We start from the raw sequence: 13,130 nt of genomic DNA on the forward strand, positions 1-13,130 counted from the left end.
ACATGAGTTTAAGAGATCCTATATTCTTTTCCTTTCGCCACATAGCTGAGTGCCGTTCGTGACATCCGCTGCAAATCTGCATCTGTCAATTCGCGCACCACTTTGGCAGGTGTACCGAGAGAAAGAGTATAGGGTGGTATTTTGGTATTTTCCGTAACGACCGACCCTGCTCCTATTAAAGCATATTCACCAAGCTCCGCTCCGTTGAGTACAATGGCCCCCATACCGATTAAAGTGCCTTTGCCTACCGTACAACCGTGGATTATTGCAGCATGACCTACCGAAATGTCATCCGCCAGCAACAGGGGCTGATCCGTGTTCACATGTCCCACGACACCGTCCTGAATATTGCAGCGTTCACCGATGATGATAGGCGCCATATCTCCGCGCAGTACGGCATTAAACCATACAGAGGAATCTTGACCGATCGTTACTTTTCCGACAATTTTTGCTCCTTCTGCCACATAGACAGATGAATGGAGCTGTGGCATGTTTCCGTTATAGTGAATCAGCATCAACTTCACCCTCTCATTTTGGGTGAAATTCTATCAACATGTGTGCTGCTTGTCAATGGAGCCGTATACCCGAGTCGTTCCGCCCAATGCGGCACTCTCCCGCCAACTTCAGCCCCCAGGCCGTCATCTGTACAGATGGTCCTGTCGAATGTTCACCCTGACGAAGCATACCCAAGTGAAGCATCATTCGTATAATCCTCTGATCAAAGACCGAACGGGGCGTATCATAGTAAAACGGTCGAATCAGTGGGCCGATATGTACAAAAAGCGACTCTGAGGACGTCCAAGGCCTGGCACATTCTCCAATCCAGTAGACTAGAGAGAGCAAATTAGGAACGGCTCCTTTATACAATCTTAACCAAAACCTGAATAGCTGTATCATTTCCTGCTCAATTGTATGCTCCTGATGCGCTTCTCCCTTTGCCGTCAGCACAACTTGGTCCCCTTTCTCCTCAATGTACTTGGAGTGACGGGCATAATCATACAGTAGTGCCATTCGGTCTGGATAAAACTTAAAAGAGGAGCCATACCCGAAACGCCATCCTCCCTTACCCAAAAGCGGCTCCGCAATGTGCAAATGCTCCATCAGCTGCTGCTGATTGCGACGATACCAAGCTCCCTCGGGATTTAGCGGAACCTCATGCTGCCCCATGTATTGAAGGAAAAGCCGTAAATCCTCTGCCAGCAGATGCCCTTCATCCCGGTACGACGACGGTTCGCTCACCCGTGTCATTCCGCTTTGGAAGTCATGTACCATAACACGTCGAAAGCGCTCCTTCATATCCAACGGAATTTGGAACAAATACCTCGTATTGTGCGTCGAACCATTGAACAACCAGCCACTAGAACGCAGACGGGTCACAATATCCCTTGGCCGCTCACCAGGACTTTCGTCCTCCTCAACAGACTGTTTGGCTATTGCAACCAATTCCTCCATGCTGAAATACGGTCGGTCATCGAACAGCAGCGCGTTCAAAAACCTTACCTCTGACAACCTCAGCTCCTTGACCTGCGTCTCAAAAAAACTACTGCTGCCGAGCTTCGTCAAAATCCCCTGGATCAACTCATGCTTGGAATTAGGTTTACAGTCACAATCGTAATACACCGCGATTCTGTTCAAATGCACAATATCCGCAAATGTCAGCATATCCGCCAGATTCATTGTTCCATCGCCTCGTCACTGGACTGTCATCCGGAATTGATTCTTACCTGTTGTACCCACAGCTTTGACGGATTGTTCAGACTCTAAACCTCTTTTTTTGCAAAGCTATAATTAAAAAATAAAAAAGACCACGACTCCTACAATGAGTAGAAGCCATGGTCTTTTACTAACTTTTTGAGTTACAGTCACTTTTCTCTTGCAAATGCTTCGTGCAGTTATACAAAAGTGGTGCCCAATCCATATCCTCACGCTGGAGTACACTAAGTGACAAATTGCCGATTCGTTCCGTGAATTTTTCCTGATACAGAGCCTTATACAAATTAGCCAAAAAACCGCCGTGGGAAACGACCAGCAGATTCTTGTCCCGATTTCCCGTCCAAATGGCCTCCATAAAAGCTAGCCCACGAAGCTGAAGATCCGCATCGCTTTCCTGCCCTAGATCCAGCAGATGCCAGTCGACTCCCCACTTCTCTTCACGCTCGGCCTGTGTCATGCCCTCGACCTGACCATAAGCACGTTCTCTTAGTCGATCATCAGGCTCTAACAACGGGAGATGCAGAGCAGAAGCAATAATCTCCCCAGTCTCTTTCGCTCTGGAGAGACTACTTGTAATAAGCCCGTCCCAATGATAAGGCTCTTCCTTTAATCGTTCTGTTAGCAGGCGTGCCTGTCTGCGCCCTTCCTCATTCAACGGAATATCACTGTGGCCCTGGATTTTCCCTACCGCGTTCCAATCCGTCAATCCATGTCTGATCAAGCCAATAAGCATCGTGTCGTTTCCTCCGCTGTTTTGTTATTCAGTCATTATTATGAATTCATATTGGACCAGCTGTCCTGCTAATTTCTGACCCTTCTCGCCCGATGGATCCAGCCCAGAGAAAATAAAGCAAGCGCAAGTGCCAATACAGACAACAGCATCCAGTATTGCGGATAAGTAGGAACAATGCTAGCAACCAGCGGGTCCATAATGCCACTATTCACATCTTTAATGTGGTATTGATATTGTGGAGATGTACTTGTAGTTTCCAACAGGCCTGTCGGTAAAATACCAGTGTCCATGACAGGAGCTGCTTGAGGGGGATTTTCCTGAGAGGAGCTTCCATTCCAGTTCAAAAACAAAAAGCTGCATAAAAATACGGCCAAGAAGCCGGCGATCCATACAGACATATACTTACGGGCTGCTGGGTTCACACGCGCACGTCGATGCTCGCCCGGAACAAGCCACGGTGATTCTTCATAAATTCGATCCATGACCCTGCGATTCATTGCCTCTAGCTTATCATCTGTTATTTCAAAGGAAATATCACGAATGGCGGATCGATTTTCTTTTGACAAATCCCACTCTTTTTCTTCCGAACCATGCTCCCACCCAGCAGACGAGCTTTTGGCCCGTCTGCGCTCCGAGTCTTGTTTCGATACATTTTTGCCTGTAGCGAACAAATCCTCAGTGTCCCTGGATTTCATTGGCTGCTCATCCCTTCGTTTTCCTCATAGAGAGGCTCAAAAAAATAAGGCTCCAACTGCGTCTTCACACTGGTTCTTGCCCGGAAAAGCAATGACTTCACCGCACTGACCGTCTGTCCTAAAATAGTCGCAATCTCCTGATAATCTAATTGCTCATATTCACGCAAAATCAGCGCAGATCGCTGCTTCTCAGGCAATCTATTGATCGCTTCACGAACCATCTCTACCTTCTCACCGCGAAGGACGGCCTGCTCCGGAATTACATCCGATGGAGCTACCGGTACATAACCGCTCTCCTCCAATGGAACCTGACCGCTACGGTGCTTGCGAAGCTCACTTAGCACCGTATTGCGTGCAATTGTATATAACCAAGTGGAGAACGATGCGTCTACCTCGCGAAAAGAGTGCAGGCTCCGATACGCTTTATAAAACGTCTCTGAGCATAAGTCCTCAGCAATCATTTCCAGGTTCGAACTTTTCAGCATATGATAAACAAAAGCTAAAATTTTACGTTGGTGCCGCCTCATTAATTCTGAATAAACCTCAACATTACCTTGTTTGATTTCCTGAATCATCTGGGAATCTGTCATCATCCGAGTGAGACCCTCCTCGCCCATACATGTGCTGTTTTCCCGTTCGATTCTGTCTATATATACCGAACAGGTCAAAAAAAGTTGCGCCCTCTGCGCAAATGGATGAAACAGCATCATGGAACATTTGTTATTTTCTTACCCTATGTAGTGCCAACATTAACGGTGCTATCCCCAACAATATTCAACATCCAAAATGGACTTACCCATTGTACCACAAAATGACCGCCAGTAAAAAAGTCCAAAATCCCCACGATTTCCATCAATGCCTCCCTAACGCTGGCAACTAATTCATTTATACAGCTTTTCAATGGATTTTAAATTTTTTCAAGATTAAATGACTAACCGATTGAAAGTGTTCTATTCAAATGCACCAATAAGGATAAATACACAAAAAGAAAACGCTTTAAAAAAATATTGACAAAATGAAAACGTATACATATAATAAAAGTACAGTATGGTTTCTCTCCACTCCTATCCTACTCAGCTACTTCACTAAAAGTAGCTACCACCCGGGGCTTTACCCGGGTGGTCTTTTTTTTATTCAAAAAAAAGAGCTTTAAAAAAAGCGGACGAAGAAACCTTCGTCCGCTCTAGATCTTTTCTACTACTTCACTCCCAGAAAGTGTGTGTTGCTTTATAGGCGGTCAGTAGCGCAGAGGTTCATTTGAATCTGGAGAAGCGGAGCGTTCGCCTTTGCCGCCGGATTTTCCCATTAAAGAATCTGATCGAAAAAAATCCGGCGGCAACAGCGATCGTAAGATCAAATGAATCGCGAAGCGGCCTCCTTAACGAACATCTCACTTTCCTTCCTATACCACCACTTTATAGCCCATCGAATCCAGCAGAGTCTTAGCACGCTCCCAATCCTGCTCTTGACGGAAGGAAAGCCGCATGATGCCTGGGACATCCTCCCGGCTTTCAATGATTTGCATATTGCTCAGATTAATGCTGTGATTACCGAGTTCCATAGCAATTCGCCCGATAATCCCTGGGGTATCCGGTACATCAATATACAGATCAAACGTGGAGACGATGACTCCTTTGCGACGCTCTGGCAGTTCACTGCGGAAGTGCCCAGCTCTCAAAAACTCGTCAGCTATTCCCTCACCGTCTTGTATTCTCAGTAAATGGGTAAAACGCTCAATCTGTCCGTTCCATTCTTCCAACAGACCTAGTAAAACTTCACGATTGCTCAGTAAGATGTCCCGCCACACAACCGGATCACTAGAGGCTATCCGTGTAATATCACGGAACCCACCGGCAGCCAATGTACGGTACAACGGATTTTCATCATTGTGCTTTCGCACCTGATTCACCAGCGCCGCTGCAATAATGTGCGGAAGATGGCTAATCGCGCCGACAATGTCATCGTGCATATCAGGTTGGACACGCACAACATGAGCACTAGTATATTTTAACAATCGTTCCAGTGAACTGTATGCTTCCTCTGGCACACCCTCTGCCGGGGAAAGCACATAATATGCGTTTTCAAACAGCAACGCGGAAGCAGCCTTTACACCGGAACGCTCTGAACCGGCCATCGGATGACCACCGATAAAGTAAGCGTTGCGCAAAGAAATTTCTGATGCTTTCTTGGCAATTGCCGATTTCGTGCTGCCTACATCAGTGATAATACAACCCGCTTTAAGCGGTAACTTGCTTAACAGTTCGAGATAATGCTCCAGTAAGCCCACAGGTACGCATAAAAAAATAAAATCGGCATCCGCTGCCGCTTCTTCAACCGAGAGAGTCGCGGTGTCCACGACACCACGGCTTAACATCGGTTCCATCAGTTCAGGGAGATGAGCATGGCCGACAACAGTAATATTCGGCTTCCCTTTAAAACAAAGTGCGAGGGACCCACCAATCAGTCCCACGCCGAAAATGGCAATCTTCATCAATTATCAAATCCCATCTGCGGAAATTATAGGCGTACTTTCGCCGCTTCCGCCCCCAGGACCTGTTCCAGCGCACGAATAAACAACTCATTTTGCGGTTGTGATCCAACCGACACCCTAATATATGTCGGATATTTGTGATGACCTGCGCGAATAATCACACCTTTACGAAGCAACTCCTGGAATACTTCACCGGATGGACGACGTACATCCAGCATAATAAAATTACCATGTGCCGGGAAAGACTCCAGTCCCAGACGCTTCAGCTCATTTTGCAAATAAGCTCTGCCCTCTGCATTACGATCCCGGCATTCTTGAACAAATTCCTGATCTTCCAAGGCAGCAATGGCCGCAGCCTGTGCTACCCGTGATGTATTAAACGGTTCACGAACCTGATTTATCAAGCGAATGATTGACTCAGCTCCCATACCATAACCAATGCGCAGCGAAGCAAGCCCATAGATTTTGGAGAAGGTGCGTAGTACAACCAGGTTTTCAGACGCTGGCAACAAACGAATGCCGTCGGGATACGAGCGATCCGTCACAAACTCGGCGTAGGCTTCATCCAGTACAACCATGATATGCTTTGGTACTTGGTCCAAAAACGCAATCAGCTCTGCTTCGGGTACAATCGTGCCCGTCGGGTTATTTGGATTACAGATCCAAATAATTTTCGTACGGTCATTGATGTGGGACAGCATAGCATCCAGATCATGTACACCGTCACGCAAAGGCACCTCAACTGCAACCGCTCCCTCAATTTCCACGTTACTTTTGTATACGGAAAATGTCTGATCGGCCATAATGCTTTCTTCCCCGGGAAGGAGAAAAGCACGCGTAATCAACGCAATTATTTCGTCAGATCCGCAGCCATAGATAAACTGTTCCTCTTTTAAACCCGTCCGTTTAGCTAGTGCCTGTGTCAAAGCTACGGCACTTCCGTCAGGATATACACTAATGTTAGCAAACTCCTGCTGAATGGCCTGCAACACTTTGGGAGAGCTACCATACGGATTCTCGTTCGAGGCGAGCTTGATGACTTCATCGAGTCCCAGCTCACGTTTTACGTCTTCAATCGGTTTACCGGGCTGATATACTGGCAAATGTACAATATGCGGTTTAGGTTGCATGCCCCTACCTCCTCTATCCAATCAGAACATATTTATTACTTTCTATTTTGACAGCCATTACTGCTTTAATTGTGCCACAAAATTATGAATTTGCAAAAGACCTTCTTGCCTGCGCGCAGAATCATTCAGCAATGGAATGGCTTCTTCCACCTGACGTACAATAGCACTGCCGACCACAACTCCATCGCAAATGTTTGAAAACCGGGCTACCTGCTCTTGAGTAGAGATCCCAAAGCCGACCGCTACCGGAATATTCGTATGCCGTTTGACCTGCGCGATAAAGCCCTCTATACCTTCAAAAAAGGAAGCTCTTTCCCCGGTTACACCCAGCGAGGATACACAGTATACAAATCCTCGGGCCTGACGGACAATTCGCTCGATCCGCTGTTCAGAAGTTGGAGCCACCAGAGGAATCAGATGCACACCCACCTCTGCTGCCCGTCCTCCCAGCTCCTCCGCTTCCTCAAGCGGAAGGTCCGGAATAATCAGACCACTGATACCGTGCTCCTGCAAGCCTGCGAAGAAAGCATCCATACCCATCTGTAATACAGGGTTATAATACGTGAACAGAATAAAAGGCAGGCTTGAACCTGCCGCCCTAGCCAGAGAAGCTGTCTCCATGCACGTGCGGATGGAAATTTGCCGTTTCAGTGCACGCTCAGACGCGCGCTGAATTACAGGACCGTCAGCCAGCGGGTCGGAATAGGGTACACCCAGTTCCAATATGTCAGCTCCGGCCGACTCTAACTGCCGAATGATCTCTATTGTAGTATCCACATCCGGGTCGCCTACCGTCAGAAAAGGAATTAATGCCGTTTTGCCTTCATTTTTAAGGCGACCAAACGCCTGATCAATTAAATTCATGACGGATTTCCTCCCAAATACTTGATAATGGAGTCCACATCTTTATCCCCGCGTCCAGACAAACAAATAACGATAATATCATCTGCCGACAACGTAGGTGCCAGCTTGACGACCTGTGCAACTGCATGTGCCGACTCTAATGCAGGAAGTATTCCTTCGGTACGGCAGAGAAGCTGAAGCGCATCCAGCGCTTCCTGATCGGTAATCGGAACATACTTGGCCCGCTCAATATCTTTCAGGTATGAATGCTCCGGTCCAACACCTGGATAATCCAGTCCAGCCGAGATGGAATGTGCAGGCTGCACTTGTCCGTACTCATCCTGAAGCAGATAACTCATAGAGCCTTGGAAGACCCCTTGTGTTCCCTTGGTCATCGTAGCTGCATGAAATTCCGTTTCGACACCTTTTCCAGCGGCCTCCACGCCAATCAAAGCGACTCCCTGATCCTCAATAAAAGGATAAAACATGCCGATGGCATTGCTTCCGCCACCGATCGCTGCCACGATGACATCCGGAAGTCTGCCTTCCTTCTCTAGGATCTGGCGACGTGTTTCATCACCAATCACACGTTGGAAGTCCCGCACCATCATCGGATACGGATGCGGGCCGACAGCTGAACCCAAAATATAGAACGTATCATGGACATGGCTGACCCAGTAACGCAAAGCTTCATTCCCGGCATCCTTAAGTGTACGTGTACCCGATGTCACCGGAATGACCTCTGCACCCAAAAGCTGCATCCGAAAGACGTTCAGCTGCTGGCGCACAGTATCCTCTTCGCCCATAAACACCTTGCATTCCAATCCGAGCAACGCAGCCACAGTCGCTGTCGCGACACCATGCTGTCCTGCGCCTGTCTCAGCAATGACCTTCTGTTTACCCATACGCTTCGCCAACAAACCCTGAGCTAATGCATTATTGATTTTGTGGGCACCGGTATGATTTAAATCTTCGCGCTTCAAGTAAATTTTAGCCCCGCCCAAATGCTGACTCAGACGCTCCGCATGATAAAGTGGCGTTTCCCGACCAGAATAGTCCTTTAGGAGCCCGTTCAACTCTGCTTTAAACTCGGGATCATCCGCGTACTTACGGTAGGATTCCTCCAATTCAATCAGTGCGTTCATCAACGTTTCCGGTACAAAACGTCCTCCAAATGTTCCAAAACGTCCGTTGTTATCAGGTAATTGTGTCATGCCTGCTTCACCCTTTCTACGAATGCTGTGATTTTTGCAATGTCCTTGACTCCGTTCGTCTCTACACCGCTGGATACATCCAGCCCATCGGGATGATACTCATGAACTAGCTTTTCCGCATTATCGGCAGTCAGCCCGCCGGCTACAAACAAAGGAATTCCATGTTGATGAGTCCAAGCCTGATAGGCAGGAATTCGATCCCACGCAAACGTTTTTCCGGAGCCGCCACCATACAGGGGATCGTATGTATCCAGCAGTAAAGCGTCAATTGTCCCGACATAGGCATCCAATTCGTCCGCCGAGCGTTCTAGCTGCCCTTGACTGTCCACAGACCATGCCTTGAATACCTGTATACCAAAACGCTCCCTGATCTCCCGACAGCGCTGCGGACTTTCCTGCCCATGCAGCTGTATGACATCCAAGGGTGCTTTCTCCATCACATCATTTAACAGTGCATCACCAGGGTTCACAAATACACCCACGCTGCGCGGTCTGCTGCCTGAGGTCCATTCATCCAATACGCGAAGCAGCACTCCAGCCTGTACGCCGTCAATCCGGCGCTTGCTGTTGGCAAACACAAAACCTATATAATCGACCGGTAAGTTTACCATAGATTTTAGCACTTCAACGCTTTGAAGTCCACAAATTTTTATGCCCGTTTTGTTCATGCTTTAACCCCGTCCATCAATTCGGCTACAGCCTGTCCTACATCTTCCTTGCGCATCAGATGCTCCCCCACCAGGATACCGTGTGCACCTACCGAATGCAGATACTTAACATCTTCCGGTCCCGCAATTCCGCTCTCACTGATGAACGTAATCCCTTTAGGAATTAGTGAGATCAGCTCCTCTGTCGTCTGGAGACGAGTCTCGAATGTCCGCAGATTTCGGTTATTTACACCAATCAAGGTTGCTGTCCCCAGCTCCAGCACCGCTTTAAGCTCCTCGCTGTCATGCACCTCTACCAATGCGTCCAGCCCGAGGTCCTTGGCGATCTGTAAAAAGGACCCTAATACACGCGGTTCCAGGATAGCGGCAATCAACAGCACCGCATCCGCTCCCAGCAGACGAGCTTCATATATTTGCCGTTCATCAATGATAAAATCCTTTCGCAGCAGCGGAATCTTCACCTGATCGCGAATTTGCTGTAAATATTTAGGGCTCCCCTGAAAATACGTCACATCTGTCAGTACAGAAATGCAATCCGCTCCTGCTCCCTCATATGCACGTGCAATGTCCACAGGATGGAAATCCGGTCGAATCAACCCTTTGGATGGGGAAGCCTTCTTCACCTCAGCAATCAGTCCGAGCGGACGGTTGCGTCCGCTCGCGATCGCATTTTCGAATCCTCTCGTCGCAGGTAAATCAGCAATTAATCGTTCAGCTTCACTTATTTGAAAATGCTTCTTAAGCTGCTCCACTTCTTGTCGCTTCGTCACCACAATTTTATCAAGATACATATTGATATTCCCCCGTTGCCTGTATTAATTGATCCAGCTTGGAGAGTGCCAGTCCCGAGTCAATGGCTTCTGCCGCTCGTGCTACTCCGTCCGTCAAGGTGTCTGCTGCCCCTGATACATAAATGCACGCTCCTGCATTCGCTAGCACAACATCCCGATAAGCTCCATGCTCTCCGTTCAAAATTCGTCGTATGATATCTGCGTTAACCTGTGCGTCGCCACCCAGCACCTGATCGAGAGAATGCGTCTGCAAGCCCAGATCCGACGGATGAAGCTCGAACGTGTGAACCTTGCCGTCCTTCAACTCGGATACTCGTGTCGCAGCTGAAATACTAATTTCATCTAGCCCATCCAGACTACTGACAACCATGGCCCGTTTGGAGCCGAGCTGGTTCAATACCTCGGCAATGACTTCCGTTTTGTTGGCGTCATAAATGCCCAACAGCTGCCGATCCGCACCAGCCGGATTCGTCAATGGACCAAGCATATTAAATACCGTCCGTACACCCAGCTCGCGACGCGGCGCGGCGGCATGCTTCATAGACGGATGATACAGCTGCGCGAATAAAAAGCAGATGCCGATTCGGTCCAGACAAGACCTAGCCTGATCACTCGTCAAATGAATGTTGACTCCCAATGCCTCCAGGACATCAGCGCTCCCAGCACGGCCACTTGCAGAACGATTGCCATGCTTTGCTACCCGCACTGACACCGAAGCTGCGATGATCGCGGATATCGTGGAAATATTAAACTTGTGAATACCCGAACCTCCAGTGCCACATGTGTCCAGCAAACGACCACTACCTTCTTCAGCTTGCACTGGACTAGCGTAGCTACGCATAGCCTCGGCAAAACCAGTGATTTCATCTACCGTTTCCCCTTTGAGGCGAAGAGCCGTCAGCAGCCCGCCAATTTGCGCCTGTGTAGCACTTCCACTCATAATCTGTTCCATTACGCTACGGGCCTCCGTACGCGAAAGATGCTGTCCCTCAATGATCCGGCTTAACCCCACTTGCATCATGTCATGTCGTTCCATTGTCGTCTCCTCCTCAAAATCAGATTTTTGTGTGTTACGGAGTGTACAAATAATCTTGGTTGATGACGCTGTTATAGGGCTGTGTTGTTGCCGGAAACATCACTTCTGCCGTGCGGATTGCCTTCAGCAATGCCTTTGCTTTGTTTACCGTCTCCTGATACTCGCTTTCCGGAACCGAGTCCCACACAATTCCAGCGCCTGCCTGGACATAGGCCCGGTTCTTTTTAAACACAATCGTGCGAATCGTAATGCAAGCGTCCATATTGCCCGAGAAGCCCAAATATCCAATCGCCCCTGCATAGGGTCCGCGTGCTTCCCGCTCCAACTCAGCAATAATCTCCATGGCCCGTAGCTTCGGAGCCCCCGATACAGTGCCAGCTGGCAGACAAGACAGGAAGGCATCGAAGAAATCTTTGTCCTCACGTAGCTCACCTGACACATTGGAAACAATGTGCATGACATGGGAATAGCGTTCAATTTCCATAAACGTATCGCATTTGACTGTGCCAAACTGTGATACACGGCCCAAATCATTTCTTCCCAAATCGACCAGCATCAGATGTTCTGCACGCTCTTTTTCATCGTTTAACAGTTCTTCAGCAAGTGCCGCATCTTCTGTCTCCGTTACCCCACGCGGTCTCGTTCCTGCAATAGGACGGGTTTCTACCCGGCCGTTTTCTACCTTGACGAGTGCCTCAGGCGAGGTACCTACGATGATCTCGTCATCCATTTTCAAATAATACATATATGGCGACGGGTTCATCGTGCGCAGCACGCGGTATACCTGTAAAGGAGAGGCCTCTGTATCAATGTGAAAACGCTGGGATAGTACAACCTGAAAAATATCACCGGAGCGGATATACTCCTTTGCCTGCTCTACGTTTGATATAAATTGTTCCTTCGTCATATTGGATTGGATCTCACCTAGTTCCACATCATCAGGAATGGAAGCCGATCCTAATCGCTCAGGCGGGGTCTGCTTGCGCAGATACTGCGCCGTTTCCTCCAACCTGCGTTCCACATCAGCATAAGCAGCACGAATGTCCTCATCGCGAAACCCTTCGCCTATATGAACATTGCCGACCAGCAAAATTTGCTGTTTCACATGATCAAAGACAATGACTTGATCGCAGAACATAAAACGAATATCATCCATATTCAAATCATCTACCGAATGCTCTGGCAGCTTTTCATAGTATTGAAGCAAGTCATATCCAAAAAATCCGATAGCCCCCCCTGTAAATGGAGGCATTTCTTTCAGTTTCGGACTACGGTATTTACGAAGCAATGCTTTGAGCGCTTCAATCGGCTTGTCGTTTAATATTTGCCGTTTACCGTGTTGCTCCAATATCAAACGTCCTTTTTTACCCGAGACCATTAGGAACGGGTCTGTACCGATGAATGAATGTCGCGCCCACTGTTCGCCTCCCTCTACACTCTCTAGCAGAAAGGCACGGTCCCGCTCGGCATACCGACGGAAAATCCGAATCGGCGTCTCCATATCAGCCAGCACTTTTTTGTACACAGGAATCAGGTTAAATTCACTCGCCATCGTTATCACTTGCTCCACATGCGGCGTTAACATGAGATCACTTCCTTTCCAAATTGGCGCAGAACCAAAGGAGAGAATATAAAAAAGCCTCTACCGATAAGGTAGAGGCTGTCAGTTATCGAAATTATAAGAATGCTCCATATGTAAAATGACTACAGCAAATAGATAAGTATACACTCATCCCTTTTGTATAACCGCACAGGTTGCCTCAAATAAGCTTCTCTGTAGAAGAATATCTCTTCATAGACAAAAGCTTACCCGCTA

Annotated in this window: 13 protein-coding genes; all 13 read right to left on the reverse strand. The window is 48.1% G+C overall.

All coding sequences use genetic code 11. The features are described from left to right. Positions 1-8: 8 nt before the first annotated feature. Positions 9-515, reverse strand: coding sequence for a gamma carbonic anhydrase family protein (locus tag MKX30_RS03165; protein ID WP_025723088.1), 507 nt, complete (start codon positions 513-515; stop codon positions 9-11). 52 nt (positions 516-567) lie between these two features. Beyond that, the gene (locus MKX30_RS03170) at positions 568-1,677 is read right to left on the reverse strand and encodes a hypothetical protein (RefSeq protein WP_053325667.1); all 1,110 of its coding nucleotides are present in this window, start codon (positions 1,675-1,677) and stop codon (positions 568-570) included. Between the two features lie 166 nt (positions 1,678-1,843). Next, on the reverse strand, positions 1,844-2,446 hold the full coding sequence (locus tag MKX30_RS03175) for a histidine phosphatase family protein (RefSeq protein WP_341062440.1): 603 nt from the start codon (positions 2,444-2,446) through the stop codon (positions 1,844-1,846). A 68-nt stretch (positions 2,447-2,514) separates the two neighbouring features. After that, a complete protein-coding gene (locus tag MKX30_RS03180; protein WP_025723085.1) occupies positions 2,515-3,141 on the reverse strand; it encodes a hypothetical protein in 627 nt (208 codons plus the stop codon). Then, positions 3,138-3,734 carry an RNA polymerase sigma factor gene (locus MKX30_RS03185; RefSeq protein ID WP_013310707.1) on the reverse strand — a complete coding sequence of 199 codons (597 nt, stop codon included), beginning with the start codon at positions 3,732-3,734 and terminating at the stop codon, positions 3,138-3,140. The genes MKX30_RS03180 and MKX30_RS03185 overlap by 4 nt, the downstream gene beginning before the upstream one ends. A gap of 809 nt (positions 3,735-4,543) precedes the next feature. Beyond that, positions 4,544-5,632 carry a prephenate dehydrogenase gene (locus MKX30_RS03190; RefSeq protein WP_279832750.1) on the reverse strand — a complete coding sequence of 363 codons (1,089 nt, stop codon included), beginning with the start codon at positions 5,630-5,632 and terminating at the stop codon, positions 4,544-4,546. Positions 5,633-5,658: 26 nt separating this feature from the next. After that, positions 5,659-6,762: a histidinol-phosphate transaminase gene (gene hisC, locus MKX30_RS03195; protein WP_279832748.1), complete on the reverse strand. Its 1,104-nt coding sequence runs from the start codon at positions 6,760-6,762 to the stop codon at positions 5,659-5,661. A gap of 57 nt (positions 6,763-6,819) precedes the next feature. After that, complete coding sequence (gene trpA, locus MKX30_RS03200) at positions 6,820-7,626, reverse strand: tryptophan synthase subunit alpha (protein ID WP_279832746.1); 807 nt, start codon at positions 7,624-7,626, stop codon at positions 6,820-6,822. Then, positions 7,623-8,819, reverse strand: coding sequence for a tryptophan synthase subunit beta (trpB, locus tag MKX30_RS03205; protein WP_279832745.1), 1,197 nt, complete (start codon positions 8,817-8,819; stop codon positions 7,623-7,625). Before trpB ends, trpA begins: the two co-directional genes overlap by 4 nt. Then, positions 8,816-9,487: a phosphoribosylanthranilate isomerase gene (locus MKX30_RS03210; protein ID WP_279832743.1), complete on the reverse strand. Its 672-nt coding sequence runs from the start codon at positions 9,485-9,487 to the stop codon at positions 8,816-8,818. Before MKX30_RS03210 ends, trpB begins: the two co-directional genes overlap by 4 nt. Next, the gene (gene trpC / locus MKX30_RS03215; RefSeq protein ID WP_069079970.1) at positions 9,484-10,278 is read right to left on the reverse strand and encodes an indole-3-glycerol phosphate synthase TrpC; all 795 of its coding nucleotides are present in this window, start codon (positions 10,276-10,278) and stop codon (positions 9,484-9,486) included. The genes MKX30_RS03210 and trpC overlap by 4 nt, the downstream gene beginning before the upstream one ends. Continuing rightward, positions 10,268-11,314, reverse strand: a complete 1,047-nt coding sequence (gene trpD / locus MKX30_RS03220) for an anthranilate phosphoribosyltransferase (RefSeq protein ID WP_028540640.1) — start codon at positions 11,312-11,314, stop codon at positions 10,268-10,270. Before trpD ends, trpC begins: the two co-directional genes overlap by 11 nt. Before the next feature lie 34 nt (positions 11,315-11,348). Further along, entirely contained in the window at positions 11,349-12,899 is a 1,551-nt protein-coding gene (gene trpE, locus MKX30_RS03225) for an anthranilate synthase component I (protein WP_028540639.1), read from the reverse strand. Between the last annotated feature and the right edge of the window lie 231 nt (positions 12,900-13,130).

It is taken from the genome of Paenibacillus sp. FSL P2-0173, assembly GCF_038008045.1.
Classification (GTDB): Bacteria; Bacillota; Bacilli; order Paenibacillales; family Paenibacillaceae; genus Paenibacillus; species Paenibacillus polymyxa_B.

Coding starts and splice junctions, on each gene's coding strand:
- MKX30_RS03190 (WP_279832750.1), bottom strand. CDS start 5,632: ATGAAGATTGCCATTTTCGGCGTGGGACTGATTGGTGGGTCCCTCGCA.
- MKX30_RS03180 (WP_025723085.1), bottom strand. CDS start 3,141: ATGAAATCCAGGGACACTGAGGATTTGTTCGCTACAGGCAAAAATGTA.
- MKX30_RS03170 (WP_053325667.1), bottom strand. CDS start 1,677: ATGAATCTGGCGGATATGCTGACATTTGCGGATATTGTGCATTTGAAC.
- trpD (WP_028540640.1), bottom strand. CDS start 11,314: ATGGAACGACATGACATGATGCAAGTGGGGTTAAGCCGGATCATTGAG.
- MKX30_RS03175 (WP_341062440.1), bottom strand. CDS start 2,446: ATGCTTATTGGCTTGATCAGACATGGATTGACGGATTGGAACGCGGTA.
- trpB (WP_279832745.1), bottom strand. CDS start 8,819: ATGACACAATTACCTGATAACAACGGACGTTTTGGAACATTTGGAGGA.
- trpA (WP_279832746.1), bottom strand. CDS start 7,626: ATGAATTTAATTGATCAGGCGTTTGGTCGCCTTAAAAATGAAGGCAAA.
- MKX30_RS03165 (WP_025723088.1), bottom strand. CDS start 515: ATGCTGATTCACTATAACGGAAACATGCCACAGCTCCATTCATCTGTC.
- MKX30_RS03185 (WP_013310707.1), bottom strand. CDS start 3,734: ATGATGACAGATTCCCAGATGATTCAGGAAATCAAACAAGGTAATGTT.
- trpC (WP_069079970.1), bottom strand. CDS start 10,278: ATGTATCTTGATAAAATTGTGGTGACGAAGCGACAAGAAGTGGAGCAG.
- MKX30_RS03210 (WP_279832743.1), bottom strand. CDS start 9,487: ATGAACAAAACGGGCATAAAAATTTGTGGACTTCAAAGCGTTGAAGTG.
- hisC (WP_279832748.1), bottom strand. CDS start 6,762: ATGCAACCTAAACCGCATATTGTACATTTGCCAGTATATCAGCCCGGT.
- trpE (WP_028540639.1), bottom strand. CDS start 12,899: ATGTTAACGCCGCATGTGGAGCAAGTGATAACGATGGCGAGTGAATTT.